The sequence below is a fragment of the Amycolatopsis sp. genome (genome assembly GCF_025464955.1).
Lineage (GTDB): Bacteria > Actinomycetota > Actinomycetes > Mycobacteriales > Pseudonocardiaceae > Amycolatopsis.
Window position 1 is genome coordinate 1 of sequence record NZ_JAODNM010000017.1, and the last position, 15,874, is coordinate 15,874.

The 15,874-nt window shown below is 68.6% G+C and carries 12 protein-coding genes, 1 pseudogene and 1 riboswitch; of the genes and pseudogenes, 7 read left to right on the forward strand and 6 right to left on the reverse strand.

The features are described 5' to 3' along the window. Together JWQ81_RS02310 and glgP are read right to left on the reverse strand one after the other, a co-directional pair. Nucleotides 1-201 (reverse strand): transposase (locus JWQ81_RS02310; RefSeq protein WP_297537074.1); only part of this gene is annotated, 201 nt, incomplete at its 3' end. A 120-nt stretch (nucleotides 202-321) separates the two neighbouring features. Beyond that, nucleotides 322-2,868 (reverse strand): alpha-glucan family phosphorylase, encoded by a 2,547-nt coding sequence (gene glgP, locus JWQ81_RS02315; protein ID WP_297537075.1) that lies wholly within the window; start codon nucleotides 2,866-2,868, stop codon nucleotides 322-324. A 140-nt stretch (nucleotides 2,869-3,008) separates the two neighbouring features. Between glgP and JWQ81_RS02320 the strand changes: the two genes are divergently transcribed. After that, nucleotides 3,009-4,475, forward strand: a complete 1,467-nt coding sequence (locus JWQ81_RS02320; protein ID WP_297537076.1) for a neutral zinc metallopeptidase — start codon at nucleotides 3,009-3,011, stop codon at nucleotides 4,473-4,475. 58 nt (nucleotides 4,476-4,533) lie between these two features. On the opposite strand, the gene JWQ81_RS02325 is transcribed toward JWQ81_RS02320, so the two are convergent. Both JWQ81_RS02325 and JWQ81_RS02330 read right to left on the reverse strand, forming a co-directional pair. Then, nucleotides 4,534-5,532 (reverse strand): tetratricopeptide repeat protein, encoded by a 999-nt coding sequence (locus JWQ81_RS02325; protein WP_297537077.1) that lies wholly within the window; start codon nucleotides 5,530-5,532, stop codon nucleotides 4,534-4,536. 81 nt (nucleotides 5,533-5,613) lie between these two features. After that, nucleotides 5,614-5,916 (reverse strand): thiamine-binding protein, encoded by a 303-nt coding sequence (locus JWQ81_RS02330; RefSeq protein ID WP_297537078.1) that lies wholly within the window; start codon nucleotides 5,914-5,916, stop codon nucleotides 5,614-5,616. 86 nt (nucleotides 5,917-6,002) lie between these two features. Here JWQ81_RS02330 and JWQ81_RS02335 point away from each other — a divergent pair, with 86 nt between their 5' ends. After that, the gene (locus JWQ81_RS02335) at nucleotides 6,003-6,503 is read left to right on the forward strand and encodes a MarR family transcriptional regulator (RefSeq protein ID WP_297537079.1); all 501 of its coding nucleotides are present in this window, start codon (nucleotides 6,003-6,005) and stop codon (nucleotides 6,501-6,503) included. Nucleotides 6,504-6,562: 59 nt separating this feature from the next. Here JWQ81_RS02335 and JWQ81_RS02340 read toward each other — a convergent pair whose 3' ends face one another. Next, nucleotides 6,563-6,931 carry a DUF3817 domain-containing protein gene (locus JWQ81_RS02340; protein WP_297537080.1) on the reverse strand — a complete coding sequence of 123 codons (369 nt, stop codon included), beginning with the start codon at nucleotides 6,929-6,931 and terminating at the stop codon, nucleotides 6,563-6,565. A gap of 313 nt (nucleotides 6,932-7,244) precedes the next feature. Further along, nucleotides 7,245-7,357, forward strand: a riboswitch (TPP riboswitch). Here JWQ81_RS02340 and JWQ81_RS02345 point away from each other — a divergent pair. After that, the gene (locus JWQ81_RS02345; RefSeq protein ID WP_297537081.1) at nucleotides 7,348-8,703 is read left to right on the forward strand and encodes a cytosine permease; all 1,356 of its coding nucleotides are present in this window, start codon (nucleotides 7,348-7,350) and stop codon (nucleotides 8,701-8,703) included. (Overlaps the previous riboswitch by 10 nt.) A 377-nt stretch (nucleotides 8,704-9,080) precedes the next feature. Here the strand turns inward: JWQ81_RS02345 and JWQ81_RS02350 are convergent, their stop codons facing one another. Next, nucleotides 9,081-11,498: a GH92 family glycosyl hydrolase gene (locus JWQ81_RS02350; protein WP_297537082.1), complete on the reverse strand. Its 2,418-nt coding sequence runs from the start codon at nucleotides 11,496-11,498 to the stop codon at nucleotides 9,081-9,083. A gap of 291 nt (nucleotides 11,499-11,789) precedes the next feature. On the opposite strand from JWQ81_RS02350, the gene JWQ81_RS02355 reads away from it, so the two are divergent. The 4 genes and pseudogenes from JWQ81_RS02355 to JWQ81_RS02370 all read left to right on the forward strand — a co-directional run bounded on the left by JWQ81_RS02355 (nucleotide 11,790) and on the right by JWQ81_RS02370 (nucleotide 15,367). Then, nucleotides 11,790-12,773 (forward strand): LacI family DNA-binding transcriptional regulator, encoded by a 984-nt coding sequence (locus tag JWQ81_RS02355; RefSeq protein WP_297537083.1) that lies wholly within the window; start codon nucleotides 11,790-11,792, stop codon nucleotides 12,771-12,773. Then, nucleotides 12,770-13,816, forward strand: coding sequence for a class I mannose-6-phosphate isomerase (locus tag JWQ81_RS02360; RefSeq protein ID WP_297537084.1), 1,047 nt, complete (start codon nucleotides 12,770-12,772; stop codon nucleotides 13,814-13,816). The genes JWQ81_RS02355 and JWQ81_RS02360 overlap by 4 nt, the downstream gene beginning before the upstream one ends. Continuing rightward, nucleotides 13,809-13,940, forward strand: a pseudogene (locus tag JWQ81_RS02365) (sugar ABC transporter ATP-binding protein); the annotation flags it as partial. The gene JWQ81_RS02360 and the pseudogene JWQ81_RS02365, both read left to right, overlap by 8 nt. Nucleotides 13,941-14,002: 62 nt before the next feature. Beyond that, nucleotides 14,003-15,367: a PLP-dependent aminotransferase family protein gene (locus JWQ81_RS02370; RefSeq protein WP_297537085.1), complete on the forward strand. Its 1,365-nt coding sequence runs from the start codon at nucleotides 14,003-14,005 to the stop codon at nucleotides 15,365-15,367. Nucleotides 15,368-15,874 lie beyond the last annotated feature (507 nt).

Sequence of the window (15,874 nt, forward strand, 5' to 3'; positions counted from 1 at the left end):
CGAAGCGTCGACCTTCGGCCGGACCCCCGCATCAACCTCGGCTTGGCGCACCCACCGCCGCAGGCTCTCCGCGGACACGTCCACCTTCGCCGAGATGGACTTGATCGCGTCCCACTGCGACGAGTACTGCTCTACCTGCTCAAACACCAACGCAACCGCGCGCTCACGCAGCTCACGAGGGTGCCTCGAAGACTTGGCCATAACTCCATCCTCACTCACACGATGGAGTCCCCGCCAAACCCGGGGCGGTTCACTCACCAGCCACTGAGGCGTCGCGGACCCACACATACGACACAAGAGCCAAAAAAGTGCCCGCTTTGCTCAGGCCATGAGGACTTTGCCGAGTTCGGCCGGGCTGGCGAGGAGCGGGTGCCGCGGGAGGACGCGCACGGTGTAGCCGAGCGCGCCGGCGTGTGGCAGCCGCAGTGCCGCGACGAACGCGCCGATGCCGTCGGCCGCCATCGGCACCGTGACCACGTCCTGCAGCTCGTCGCTGTCGCCCACCTTGCCCACCACGGCCTGGATGTCCACATCGGACACCGAGAGCCCGGCGAGGTCGATCCGCGCGCGGACGCGCACCTCGGTGCCCACCACGAGCTGTTCCTGCGCCTCGACGATGAGCTCCGAGTCGAAGATCCGCACCTTGGGCCACGCGATGTCCAGTTTCGTGCGGTACTCCGACAGCGAACGCGCGCCGTGGTAGTCGTCGCCGGTCGCGGCGGCGACCATCTTCGCCGCCGGGACGTACCCGGACTCGACGTATTCGCGCACCATCCTCGACGCCTGCACGCGCGGTCCGAGCATTTCCAGGGTGTGCCAGACCATCGACATCCAGCCGCCGGGCACCCCGGCGTGGTCGCGGTCGTAGAACAGCGGCGAGATCTGCTGGCCGAGCAGGTCGTACAACGCGGCGGCTTCGAGGTCGTCGCGGCGCAGCGGGTCGGTGATCCCATCGGCGGTCGGGATCGCCCAGCCGTTGCTGCCGTCGTAGTACTCGTCCCACCAGCCGTCGCGGATGGACAGGTTGAGCCCGCCGTTGAGCGCCGACTTCATCCCCGACGTCCCGCACGCCTCCAGCGGCCGGACCGGGTTGTTGAGCCAGATGTCGCAGCCGCGGTAGAGGTAGCGCGCCATCTGCATGTCGTAGTCGGGCAGGAAGACGATCCGATGCCGGACATCGGTGCTGTCGACGAACCGCACGATCTGCTGGATCAGCGCCTTGCCGCCTTCGTCCGCGGGATGCGACTTGCCGGCGACGACGACCTGGATCGGCCGGTCGGCGTCGAGCAGCAGCGCCCGCAACCGCTCGGGGTCACGCAGCATCAGCGTCAGCCGCTTGTAGGTCGGCACGCGACGGGCGAACCCGACGGTCAGCACGTCGGGGTCGAACACCGTGTCGGTCCAGCCGAGCTCCAGCGGCGACGCGCCGCGCTGCAGCCACGAGGCCCGCACCCGGCGCCGCACCTCCGCGACCAGCTTCTCCCGCAGGTCCCGGCGCAGCGCCCACAGCTTCTCGTCGCTGACACGCTCGCGCATACCGGCCATCCCGGTGTTCGCGCCGTCGACGCCCCATTCCTCGTCGTTGCCCCCGAGCAGCGCGCTCAGCTCGCGCGCGACCCACGTCGGCCCGTGGACGCCGTTCGTGACCGAGGACACCGGCACCTCGGCCTCGTCGAACCCGGGCCACAGCCGCGAGAACATCCGCCGCGACACCCGGCCGTGCAGCGCGGACACGCCGTTCGCGCGCTGCGCCAGCCGCAAACCCATATGCGCCATGTTGAACATGCCCGGGTTGTCCTCGGCGCCGAGCGCGAGGATCCGCCGCAGTTCGAGGTCCGGGATCAGCCTGCCGTCGCCGAAATAGTGCTGCACGAGGTCGACGGGGAACCGGTCGATCCCAGCACTGACCGGGGTGTGCGTGGTGAACACCGTGCCGGCACGGACCGCGGACAGTGCTTCGTCGAAGCCCAGCTGGTCGGCCTGGATGATCTCGCGGGCGCGTTCCAGCCCCAGGAAACCCGCGTGGCCTTCGTTGGTGTGGAACACCTTCGGCTGCGGATGCCCGGTCAGCTCGCAGTAGCGGCGGACCGCGCGGAAGCCGCCGATCCCGGCCAGGATCTCCTGCCGGATCCGGTGGTCGGCGTCGCCGCCGTAGAGCCGGTCGGTGACCCCGCGCAGGTCCTCGGAGTTCTCGTCGATGTCGGTGTCCAGCAGCAGCAAGGGAATCCGGCCGACCCGCGCCGTCCAGACCTGCGCGTGCAGCTCGCGTCCGCCGGGCATCGCGACGTCGACGAGCACCGGGACACCGGCCGTGTCGAGCAGCAGCTCCAGCGGGAACGCGTTGGGGTCGATCACCGGGTAGTGCTCGACCTGCCAGCCGTCGAGCGACAGCGACTGCCGGAAGTAGCCCGCCCGGTAGAGCAGGCCGACGCCGATCATCGGCACGCCCAGGTCGGACGCGGCCTTGAGGTGATCGCCGGCGAGCACGCCGAGTCCGCCCGAGTAGTTCGGCAGCGCCTCAGTGACGCCGAACTCCATCGAGAAGTAAGCGACCGCGGCCGGCCGTTCGTCGGATCGCCGCTGGTACCACCGCGGTTCGGTGAGGTAGCGCTCCAGGTCCTCGGCGGCGATCCGCGCGTCGGACAGGAACTCCTCGTCGACGGCGAGCTCGTCGAGCCGCGCGGGCGGCAACGCGGTCAACATGCGCAGCGGGTCGCGGATGCGGTTGAACAGCTCCGCGTCCATGGACGCGAAGAGGTCCCGCGTCGGCGGATGCCACGTCCAGCGGAGGTTGGTCGCCAGGGCGCCCAACCCGGACAGCGGCTCCGGGAGGCTCGCGCGAACGGTGAACCGGCGGACAGCTTTCATGGTCAGCGACCATATCCGCACGGCCCGCCGCGCGCTTGGGCCACCGGTATGGGGATTCCGTGCACGCTGCGTATAAGCGCTGAGTAGGGTGCCTGCTGCCGGGTAGTCAGCCGGTCACACCATCGAACACCTGGAAGCGAGTGAGCATGATCCAAGGGGGAGAACGGGGCCTTCGACGTCCGGTTCTGATCACGATCCTTGCCGTGGTGACCCTGTTCGCCGGCACCGCGTGCGGCGGCGGGAAGACCGGTGGCACCGCGTCCGGTCCGCCGGACGCCGCGCAGAACGTGGCCGGCCTGCCGGTGACGCATTTCCAGAGCGGGTTCAAAGCGAACGCCCCGACACCGGACGTCACCGTGAAGAACGTCACCACCGGCGACGACGACAAGCTGGCGACGGCCGCGATCGTCGACGTCGAGAAGTACTGGTCCACCCAGCTCCCGGCGAACTTCGGCGGGCAGCAGTTCGAGCCGGTCAAGTCGCTGCTGTCCTACGACTCCAACGGTGCCGCCCAGCAGTCCGGCTGCGGGTCGACCAAGAAGGTCGTCAACGCCTACTACTGCTCGACCGACGACTCGGTGAACTGGGACCGCGGTGTCCTGCTGCCCCAGCTGCGTCAGCAGTTCGGCCCGGTCTCGGTGGTGACCGTGCTCGCGCACGAGTTCGGCCACGCCATCCAGGCCCGCCTCGGTCCCCAGGCGAACATGACCAAGCAGACGCCGACGATCGTCAAGGAGCAGCAGGCCGACTGCTTCGCCGGAAACTACTTCCGGTACCTCGCCGAGGACAAGAGCCAGTACTTCCAGGTCTCCACCGACGAGGGTCTCAGCCAGGTGCTCGCCGCGATGTTCTCCATCCGGGACCCGGCGGGGTTCAACAACACCGACGTCCAGGCGCACGGCACCGCGTTCGACCGCGTCTTCGCGTTCCAGACCGGGTTCGAGAAGACCCCGAAGGAATGCGCCGCGATGAACCAGCAGAACGTCCAGGCACGGATCGTCGAGCAGCCGTTCGCCAAGGGCGACCAGCTGCACGGCCAGGGCACGGCCAAGTTCAACGAAACCGCGGTCGCCGACCTGCAGAAGAGCCTCGACCAGGCGTTCACCGGAGTGGGTGCCAAGGCCCCGCAGATCACCGCGAAGGACGGCACGTGCCCGGGCGGCAAGAGCACCCCGCCCGCGACCTACTGCGCGGACACCAACACCGTCAGCATCGACATGGCGGCGCTGACCCGGCTCGCGCAGCCCGTCTCCGACGATGGCAAAAGTGCGGGCGGCTTCGGCGACTTCGCCGCGTTCTCGGAGATCGCGTCGCGATACGTGATCGGCGTCGAGAAGACCGCCGACGCGTCGGTCGACAACGCCAACGCGGGCCTGCGTACGGCGTGCCTGGTGGGCGCCTGGGCGAAGGCCACCAACGTGGTGGGTCAGCATCTGCGGCTTTCCCCGGGTGACCTCGACGAGGCCATGACAGACCTGTTGCAGCCGAACAGCCTGGTTGCGGCCGACGCCAACGGCGTCCGCCCGGTGAGCGGCTTCGACCGCGTCGCCGCGCTCCGCAACGGCTACCTGCAGGGCTCGCCCGTCTGCTCCACGACGTACGCGTAGCAGCAGCTATCGCTCAGCAAGAGGCCCCCGCCGCGGCGGGGGCCTCTTGCTGAGCTGTCTAGAACAGGGCGCTGGCGAGGTTGCGGCGGGCCTTCGTGACCCGGTCGTCCGCGGAGTCGAAGAGCTCGAACAGCTCCACCAGGTGCTGGCGGACCCGGTTGCGCTCGTCCCCGCTGGTGCGGCGGATGACGTCGACGAGGCGCTTGAACGCATCCTCGACACGCTGGTCGGCGAGTTCGAAGTCGGCGGCGGCGAGCTGCGCGTCCAGGTCGGCAGGGTCGGCTTCGGCGCGCGCCACGGACTCGGGGTCGGCGGCCTCGGCCCTGGCGGTGAACTTGACCTGGGTGAGCGCCAGTTTCGCCTGGTCGTTGGCGGGCTCCTCGTCCAAGATGCGCTCGTAGGCGGCCTGCGCGGCGGCGTAGTCGCCCTGCTCGAAGGCGTCCTCGGCGAGGACGAAACGCGGGTCGTCCGGCTCTTCCACCGGTTCGACGCCGTTCGCCTCTTCCGCCGCGCGGATACCGGGCAACTTGTCCCGCAGCGCGTCGAGCAGGGAGTCGAGCCACTTGCGGATCTCGGGCTCCGGCAGCGCACCGGAGAACGCGTCGACCGGCTGGCCGCCGCCGATCGCGACGATCGTCGGGATCGACTGCACGCCGAACAGCTGGGCGATACGCGGGTTGGCATCGACGTCGACCTTCGCCAGCACCCAGGCGCCGCCCGCTTCCTTGGCGAGCCGCTCCAGGAGCGGGCTGAGCTGCTTGCACGGCCCACACCACTCCGCCCACAGGTCGACGACTACGAGCTGGTTCATCGACCGTTCGACGACGTCGGTCTGGAAAGTGGCCTCGCTGACCTCGAACACGGCCGCAGTGCTACCGGCACTGTCGGCGCTGTCGGCGGACCGCTCGGCGGCCGGGGGCGAGCCGGGGCCGCCCGGGGCCGGGGGCTGCCGTCGAACCGAATCGGCTCGCGCCTTCAGCCCGGACAAATCGACCGCGCCGGACAGTGCCGCGGACATGGCGGCCGACTTCGCTGCTGCTCCACGTGGATGCGTCACGCTTCCATCCTGGCACGCGCGCGCCGCGCTTTCACCGCAGGTGGCCACTGGACCGGTGCCCTTGGTCACCCAGTGGGACAGCTAGCCCGCCAGATGCTTCTCCACACGCTCGACTTTGGCCGTGAGCTGGCCGGAATCGTAGCCGGGCCGGAGGTCGGCCTTCAGCACCAGCCCGACCCGCGCGGAGCCCTCACCAGCGGCCTCGACAGCCCGCTTGACGACGTCCATGCACTCGTCCCAGGAGCCCTCGACGTTGGTGAACATGGCGTTGGTGGAGTTCGGCAGGCCCGAATCGCGGACGACCTTGACGGCGCGTGAGACGGCTTCGCTGACTCCGCCGTCTTCGGCCGCGCTGGACGGGCTGATGCTGAACGCGACGATCATGGTCTGCTCCTCATTCGCGGGGATTCTCGGGGATATCTCCCCACCCTGCCGCACTGAGCGGGTACCCGCTGGTAACTTCGAACGTCATGAACCGTCCGTTGCCGTTCGACCCGATCGCCCGCGCGGCGCAGCTGTGGGAGGACCGCATCGGGCCCTCCGAAACCATGGCCGCGGTGACCGGGGTCATGCGCGTCCAGCAGATCATCCAGTCCGCTGTGGACAACGCGCTCAAGCCGCACGGACTCACGTTCGCCCGGTACGAGGCGCTGGTGCTCCTGACGTTCGCGCGCGCGTCGAGCCTGCCGATGCGGGTGATGGGCGAGCGCCTCCAACTGCATCCGACGAGCGTGACCAACATCGTCGACCGGCTGGAGAAGGACGGACTGGTCAACCGCGTGCCGCATCCCACCGACCGCCGCACGACGCTGGTCGAGATCACCGACACCGGCCGGGCCCGCCGCGAGCAGGCGACGAAGGCCGTCACCGCGATCGACTTCGGACTGAACGGACTCACCGGGCGTCAGGTCGAGCAGCTCACCGAACTGCTGACGAAGGTCCGCAAGGCCACCGGCGACTTCACGGAGTAGCCCAGCAAACACTCAAGGCCACCTTCGAGGTGAAGGTGGCCTTGAGGGGCCTGGGGGAATCAGGCGGCGACGACAGCGGGGTCGCTCACCTGGAAAAGGCCGGTACCGCCGTAGGTCAGCCGGGCCGGGCCGTCGAGCTTGCCGTTACGCAGCGCCCACTTCTCGAACAGCCACGTGAACAGCGGTGGGATACTGGAGAGCAGCGCCAGCACGAGGGTCTTCGGACGCCATCCCAGGGGTTTGAACACCGAGAGAGACACCAGCACGTACGCGGAGAACACGACGCCGTGGACCATGCCGAGCACCGGCACCCCACCATCGCCGGAACCGATGGCGTACTTGAAGAACATCCCGATCAGCAGACCGGCCCAGGAAAAGGCTTCGGCTACTGCGGCCACCCGGAACAGGACTGCGGCCTTGCTGGACACGACTTCCTCCTAATAGCTGCGGCAAACGTGCTCGCACAGTTTGTGTCCGCACACAGAAAAGCGTCCGACGTGCACTGTCCACGGAGGACTGCTCCATGGACGTCAACAGCACTGTCGGACGTTCTGCTACCAGTGTGAGGCGTGACGGCCCTCACCGGAACACCGGGGGCCGTGATCATGCTCACCAGGCCCCGTTTTCGAGGAAAACCGCAGGGCAGTTCAGCCCGTTGTCAGCGACGTCTCAGTGACTGGTCAGTGCCTGTCTGCCGGAGAGGCCCCGTTGATCATGGTCGTTGACGTAGACTCCCGGAAAATCCCATATCGCGGGAGCTCGGGTGATCCGGGCTGAGAGGACGGCAGGAGACCGCCGTCGACCGCTCGAACCTGACCGGGTAATGCCGGCGTAGGGAGTGTTCATGGCCACGGCCGCTGATGTCCCCGTCAAGAACCCCACCGACTTCTCGAACGCCGAGGTCTCGAAGACCCTCGACGGCCCCACGCCGCGCAGCCTCGGGACCCTCGACCAAGGCGCGTTCTGGGTCAACCTCGGCGTCAGCCTGCTGGGGTTCACCGGCGCCGCCACCGTGATGATGCCCGCGGGCGCGCCGCCGCTGTCGTTCGTCGCCGCGCTCGCGGCCACCGTCGTCGGGACGGTCATCGGGTCGGTGATGCTCGGCCTGTCCGCGGTACCGGGCGCGCAGACCCAGGCGCCGTCGATGGTCCTGCTGCGCGGCCTGTTCGGCGCGAAGCTGTCGTACCTGCCGACGCTGCTCAACGTCGTCCAGCTGATCGGCTGGGGCACGTTCGAGATCCTGGCGATCACGCAGGGCGCGCAGGCCATCTTCGGCGGCGGCCCGCGCTGGCCGTGGGTGATCGCCGTCGGGCTGCTGACCACAGCGATGACCATCTGGCCGCTGGGCGCGGTTCGGCTGCTGCGCCGGTATGTGACCATCGCCGTCGCCATCGCGCTGGTGTACCTGTTCGTCCAGGTGCTCCGCCAGCCGATCCCGAACGTCAATGCCGGTTCGTGGCGCGGGTTCTGGTACGGCACCGACGCCGCGCTGGCGGTCGCCGTGTCGTTCATCCCGCTCGCCTCGGACTACTCCCGGCACGCGAAGTCGACAAAAGCGGCGTTCTCGACGGCCGCCGTCGGCTACTCGCTGTCGCAGATCGCCTGCTACGCGCTCGGTCTGCTCGTACTGCTCCAGGCCGGGACACTGGACGAGCCATACCGGCCGTTCCTGGCGGTGCCGCTCGGCGCGCTGTTCCTCGGCGTGATCGTGCTGCGCGAGGTCGACCAGTCCTTCGCCGACACCTACTCGACCGGCGTCTCGCTGCAGAACCTGTTGCCGCGCACCGACCGGCGGGTGCTCACCGGGGCCATCGGCGTCCTGACCACGGTCATGGCGCTCACCCTCAACATGGACCAGTACGCCGGGTTCCTCACCCTGATCGGCTCGGTGTTCGTCCCGATGTTCGGCGTGCTCGCCGCGGACTACTTCGGCCGCAACCGCCACCGCGACCCGGCCGCGAGCTGGGACCTGTCGGAGACCGCGCCGTCACGCTGGCGGATGCTGATCGCGTGGGTGGCCGGGCTGGCCGTCTACCAGCTGATCCACCCCGGCGACGCGGGTTTCTGGTCGAAGGGCTGGACCAACCTGGCGTCGGCCCTGCACTTCACCCCGGCGGACTGGATGAGCGCATCGCTGTTCTCCTTCATCGTCGCCGCCGTCCTGGCCTACCTCCTCGGCCTACTCCCCCGCCGCTCCTGACGCTCGTTCAAGCGTCCCGCTTTTGCGCTTTTGTGGGGTCTCTTAGTTTCTAAGAGACCGCAACTCGCCGTCGAGTTGCGGTGGTGCGTAACCGGGTGTGGGACTCGGCGGTACGAACGTGGGACTCGCACAGCACATCGGCGAGTCCCACACTCCGGCCCGGCGAGTCCCACGTTCAAACCGACGAGTCCCACAGTCACCACCAGCCGACCACACCCGCTGACCTCAAGAACCCCACCAGCCACACCGACACCACCCAGCCACCCCAACCGACCTTCACAATCCCTTCCCCCACACCACCCGCCCCTGCCGCGGTAAAACGCAGCCAGTCCACAAGAGCCACTTTTGTCCAAAAGTGGGAGGTCCTGGCCGGGGCGTCAGCTGGCACAGGGGGAGGGCGGGGCGCCGGTGGGGCCGGTGGCCCAGGTGGCTTGGGCAGGGTCGGCGGTGAGGGCGAAGTCGAGCGTGGTTCCGTGCGTGAGCTGTTCGAAGCTGACGTACGCGTGGTCACTCGCATACCCACTCACCTTCAGGCTCTGCACGTACTGAAGCTGCGAAGGCTGCGCCCCCGACGCCTTGATCACGACGTCGCGCCCGTTCTCCAGGTGCACGACCGACTTCGCGAACCGGGGCGCGTTGAGCACGAACTGGCCCGTGCCCGGCACCTCCGGATACAACCCGAGCGCGCTGAAGACGTACCAAGCGGACATCTCGCCGAGGTCGTCGTTGCCGGTGACACCGTTGGGCGCGTTGGTGAACAGCGTCTGCGCCGCCCGCACGACCGTCGCGGTCTTCCACGGCTGCCCGGCGAGCGTGTACATCCATGGCGCGTGCAGGTCCGGCTCGTTGTTGGGGTTGTACCGGAACTGCGCGTAGTAGTTGTACGGCCCGACGACCCAGTCCTCACGGACGGTCTTCGCCGGATCCTTGACGAGGTCGGCGTAGTCGAAGAAGTCGTCCAGCCGGGCTTGCGTGGCCGCCTGGCCGCCCATGCTCTTCATCAGGCCGGGCATGTCCTGCTGCGCCAGCCACTGGTACTGCCACGCCGTGCCCTCGTGGAAGCCGTCCTGGCCCTGCGGGGTGTACGGCTGGTCCGCCGGGGTGAACCAGCCGCCGCCGGTGACCTTCGGCCGCGGGAACCCGGTGAAGCCGCGGTCGGTGACGCTCGAATCCCACAGCTTCTGGTAGTTGCGACCGCGCACCGCCAACGCCTTCGCGTCCTGAGTCTTCCCGAGCGCGCTCGCCATCAGCGACAGCGAGCAGTCACCCAGCGCGTACTCCATCGTCGCCGAAGCACCGTGGTTCGGGTCGGTGTCCTGCCCCTTTTTCGGGAAGTTCGGGTCGTACTGAACCCAGCCGTCGGCCTGATAACTCGCGTTGCCCGAGCGGCCCTGGAACTGCGAGCTCGCCGGCGGAATCTGCTCGGAGTTCTGCAGAAGTGCCTCGTACGCCTGGGTTTCTTCACCGGTCAGCGCGCCGAAACGCCACAGGTCGACCAGGAACGGAGTGACCGGGTCGCCGGTCATCGTGTTGGTCTCCTGGTTGGCGTAAGCCCATCTCGGCAGCCAACCGCCCTGGTCGTGGATGGCCAGCAACGTTTTCGCGATGTCCCTCGCCCGGCTGGGCCGCAGCAACGCCAACAGCTGGTTCTGGCTGCGATAGGTGTCCCACAACGAGAAGAACTGGTAATACGTCCAGCCGATGGCTCGGTGGATCTCGTTGTCGAACCCGCGATAGCGCCCGTCCGCGTCGTTTCCGGTCAGCGGCTGCAAAAGCGTGTGGTAGAGCGAGGTGTAGAACACCGTGCGGTCGTCGGCCCCGGTACTCGGAAGGTCCACGGTGGACAGTTCCTTGCGCCAGGCTTGTCGGGCACCGGCCTTGACCTTGTCAAAGGCGTTCAGCTTGCCGTGGCTGGTTCCTTCCAGCGCGAGGTTTCGGCTGGCGCCCTCGGCGTCGACGGGCGAGATCGCGGTCGTCGACGTCACCTGCTCCGCGCCGCCGTTGTCGAACGTGAGCCACGCGCCGCGAAGGCCCGCGCCACCGGCGGAGTCGCGGGAGCCGGGCGTGCCGCCGGTCGGAGACCAGGTACCGAACGTCGTGAATGGACGGTCGAAAGTGGTCGTGAAGTACGTCGTATAGGGCTTGCCGCCGCAGAAAGCCTGCGCCTGGACCGTGCCCTGGATGGTCCGGTCGCCGACGATCCGGATACTGCTGCCGGTCACCGGCTCCTTGTCGTTGGCCTGCCCGACGTTGATCAGGATGTTCGCCGGACCGGCCTTGTCGAACGTGTAACGCTCCATCCCGGTACGCGTGGTGGCCGTCGTCTCGGCGTCAATGCCGCCGTAACCGGTGAGGTGGACCTTGTAATAGCCGGGCTTGCCGACCTCGCCGTCGTGGGTGAACGGCGAGCCGTACCGCTTCTGGTCGAAGGTGGCCGGCTTGCTCGTGTCGAAGTCGCCGCCCACGCCGATCGAACCCGTGGTCGGCAGGGTCGAGATCAGCCCGCCCTGCTCCCAGCAGCCCGCGCCGGAGAGGAAGAAATGGCCGAACCCGCGGATCGCCGGGTCGTCGTACTGCCAGCCGGCATACGCCGATCCGATGGGGCTGACCTGCGTCATCCCGAACGGCGCCGCGGCTCCGGGGAAGGTGTTGCCGTCGTCCTTGCTGCCGATGAACGTGTTGACCGAGCCGAGTACGTCCCCCGGTCTCGCCGCCGCGGCCGCGACCGGCGTCAGCAGGGCCGCCGGAACGGCCGCCACCACCAGCAACGCGAGTCCCCTGCTCCACCTGGGCATGCGTGTCTCCGTCCCCGTGACAACCTCGCCGACAACCTTGTCGCCCGTTCACCTGCTGCGAGTCACTTTGGGCAATCGATCACGGCGAGGTCAAGAGCCGGGAAAGAGCCTGTCCGGTTCCAGACACCCAGTGGCACCGCACGACTACTCGGCGACTACGCCTTTCGTCGGTGTCCCGGCCAGAGGGATTGACACGGGCAGTCGAAATGGTGTCCAATTTCCGCCACTATGACAACGTTGTCGTCGGGTGACCGCGATGGCACCCCCAAGACCGCCAGTCGCCGAGCCACCATGAGTGACGTGGCCCGGCTCGCCGGCGTCAGCATCAAGACCGTTTCGCGGGTCGTCAACGACGAACCCGCGGTCCACCCCGACACCGCCGAGCGCGTGATGGCCGCGATCGAGCAACTGGGCTTCCGCCGCAACCTCGGCGCGCGCAACCTGCGGCGCGGGTCCTCGACCGGGACCATCGGCCTGATCGTCGAGGACGTCGGCAACCCCTTCTACTCCGAGCTGAACCGGGCCGTCGAGCGCATCGCGACCTCGTTCGGCCGCCAGGTGCTGACCGGGTCCTCGGAAGAGAACTCCGACCGCGAACGCGAGCTGGCGCTGGAGTTCTGCGCCCGCCGCGTCGACGGGATCCTCGTCGTGCCGGCCGGTATGCAGCACGGCTACCTCGTCCCCGAAATGCGCGCCGGCACCCCGGTGGTCTTCATCGACCGCCCGGCCGGCGACATCGTGGCCGACACCGTGCTCGTCGACAACATCGGCGGGACCGTCGAGGCCGTCACGCACCTGGTCGCCCACGGGCACCGCCGGATCGCCTTCCTCGCCGACAGCCCCGACATCTTCACCGCCGGCGAGCGGCTGCGCGGCTTCCGCGAAGGCTGCGCGCGGGCCGGAGTCTTCTACGACGAACGGCTGGTCATCATGCGGACGCCGACGCCGGCCGGGGTGAGCGAAGCGGTGCGCCAGCTGATGTCCGGACCCGAGCCGGCGACCGCGATCATCGCCGGGAACAACCGCGTCGCGGTCCACCTGCTGCGTGCGCTGGCCCACGCCGAGCGCCGCCCGGCGATGATCAGCTTCGACGACTTCGAGCTGGCCGACCTCCTCGACCCGCCGGTGAGCGTGATCGCGCACGATGTCAGCGCGCTGGGCCACGCCGCCGCCGAAGTACTGTTCGCCCGCATCCAAGGAGATCAGTCCACCCCAAGGAAGGTAGTTCTGCCCGTGCACCTAGTAGCCCGCGGATCCGGTGAGGTCAAGCCATGAGTAAGCACCTCGAACCGATCTGCCTCCCGGCGAACCAGCCACCGCAGTTCTACCGCGGTGGCGACGCGATCGCCGCCCTGCGCGGGGCATCCTCCTCCGACAGCAAGTTCGGCCCGGAGGACTGGGTCGCGTCGGCCACCACCATGTTCGGCCAGGACACCAACGGGCTCACCAAGCTGCCCGGCGGCGGCTGGCTGCGTGACGCGGTCCGCGAAGCGCCGCAGGCCTGGCTCGGCGAGAAGCACATCGCGGCGCTCGGCGACTCCACCGGCCTGCTGGTGAAGCTCCTCGACGCCGGACAGCGGCTGCCGGTGCACTTCCACCCCAGCGACAGCTTCGCCGAACAGCACTTCGACTCCCACTTCGGCAAGACCGAAGCCTGGATCGTCGTCGGCACCTACGGCGACGACCCGCGCGTCTACCCGGGTTTCAAGGAAACGGTCAGCAAGCAGACCGTCAACGAATGGGCCCGTGAACAGGACGCGCCGACCATGCTCGGGGCGTTGAACAGCATCCCGGTGACCGCGGGCGACACGGTGTACATCCCGTCCGGCCTGCCGCACGCGATCGGCGAGGGCGTGTTCGTCGTCGAGCTGCAGCAGCCGACCGACTTCTCGCTCACGCTGGAATGGCGCGACTTCTTGTCCGGCCCCGAAAAGGGCCACCTCGGACTCGGTTTCGAGACCGCGATCGAAGCGCTCGACACGTCCGGCTGGGACGAAGACCGGCTGAAGACGATCATCAAACACACCGCGGGCGACACGTCGTCCACTGTGGACCTGCTGGCCGGGGGCTCGGACGGCTTCTTCCGCGCGGATCGTCTGCAGGTCACGACAACGTTGTCACTCGACCCGTCCTTCGCCGTACTCGTCGTCATGAACGGCTCCGGCACCCTGCGCACCGAACACGGCGGCGAGTATCCGCTGACCAAGGGCGACACGTTCGTCGTCCCCTACGACGCCGGAGAAACCACTGTGGACGGTGCTGTGACAGTGATCCGCTGCCGCCCACCGGCCCCGGAAAAAAGGGGAACGCATGAGTGAACAAATCCTGCTCGACGCACGGAACCTGATCAAGCACTACGGCTCGGTGGAGGCCTTGCGCGGCGCGTCCTTCCAGGCGCGCGCCGGCGAGGTCACCGCCCTGATCGGCGACAACGGCGCCGGTGGCTCGTGAGCGTTCCAGCCGGTTAGAAGCGGCCGGAACACTCACGAGTAGTCTCCCCGAACATGGCCCAGGACGTCCATCTGGACTGGCAGCCGACGTCCGGCCGGGCCGGGTTGGCCGACGCGATCCGCGCGGCGATCCGGCGGGGCCGGTGGGCGGCGGACTCGGTGGTGCCGTCGACGCGGGCGCTCGCCCACGACCTCGGTGTCGCGCGCGGAACCGTCACGCGCGTCTACGCCGACCTCACCGCCGAGGGTTACCTCCGCACGAGCCAAGGTGCGCCGACGCGTGTCGCGACGGCCGGCGACCAGCCGCAGTCGGCTCCCCGACGGCCCGTCGGCGAGCCCGCCTTGCGGTGGAACCTGCGGCCCGGACGTCCAGACCTTTCCTTGTTCCCCAGGGAAGCGTGGCTTTCGGCGACCCGCCGCGTACTGCAGGAAGCACCCGCGGACGTGTTCGACTACCCGTCCGCCGGCGGCGCGCCGAAACTGCGCGAAGTCCTGGCCCGGTATCTCGCCCGCAGCCGCGGAGTCCTGGCCGACGCCGAGCGGATCGTCATCTGCGGCGGCTACTCACAGGCGTTGTCGCTGCTGTCGGGGGTGCTCCACGCTCGCGGGGTGGACGAGATCGCGTTCGAGGACCCGTCGTTCGACAACTTCCGGAAGCTCGTCACCGGGGCCGGACCGCGGGTGGTCGGGGTGCCGGTCGACGCCGACGGCCTCCAGGTGTCCGCTGTGGACAGTCCGGCGCTTGTCGTCACCCCCGCCCATCAGCACCCGATGGGCCACACCCTCGCGCCGGAGCGTCGCGCGGCGTTGACCCGCTGGGCGACCGCGTCGGGGGCGATCGTGATCGAGGACGATTACGACGGCGAGTTCCGGTTCGACCGGCAGCAGGTCGGCGCGCTCCAAGCCCTGGCGCCGGAGCGGGTCGTCTACGCGGGCACGGCGAGCAAGACGTTGGCGCCTGCCCTGCGGCTGGGCTGGCTCGCGCTGCCGCGGACGCTGGTGGAGCCGATGCGCGCGGCGATGTCCGCGGCCGGTTCGTACCCGCCGATGCTCGACCAGCTGGTGCTCGCCGAGTTCCTCGAGTCCGGCGAGCACGACCGGCATGTCCGCCGCTGCCGTGCCGAATACCGCTCACGCCGTGACGCGCTGCTCGCCGCGTTGCCCGAATACGTGACGCCACAAGGCATTTCGGCCGGGCTCCACCTGATGCTGATGCTGCCCGAGGGCGGCCCGACCGAGGCGGACGTCCTCGCCGCGTGCCGGCGACACTCGGTCTCGGTGGAAGGCCTCACCCGGTTCTGGATCTCCGGCGGAGAACACCCGCAGGGCATCATGGTCGGCTACGGCTCCCCCGCGAAACACGCCTTCCCCGGCGCCGTCCAAGCCCTCGTCGACGCCCTCAACGACGTCGCCCCCTGACCCGAGGGCACTTTTGTGGCTCTTCGGTCGTATGTGTGGGTGCTGGTTGCTGTGGACTGGCAGCGTTTTACCGCAGCAAGAGCCGGATCGTGTCGGTGTACGGCGAATGCCGGTGTCCGGAGCTGGGTGTGGGACTCACCGGTCTGAACGTGGGACTCGCCCTCGCTGAACGTGGGACTCGCACAGCACATCGGCGAGTCCCACACTCCAGCCCGGCGAGTCCCACGTTCAAACCGACGAGTCCCACAGTCACTGACAGCCGACCACACCCACTGACCTCAAGAACCCCACCAGCCACACCGACACCACCCAGCCACCCCAACCGACCTTCAGAATCCCTTCCCCACACCACCCGCCCCGCATCCCTGCCGCGGTAAAACGGAGCCAGTCCACATCACCCGGCACCCACTGAGGCGTCGCGGACCCACACACACGCCACAAGAGGCACTTTTGTACAAGAGTGCCCTCCTTACACACGCGGCCTACCAGCGTCCGCAACAACCGCAA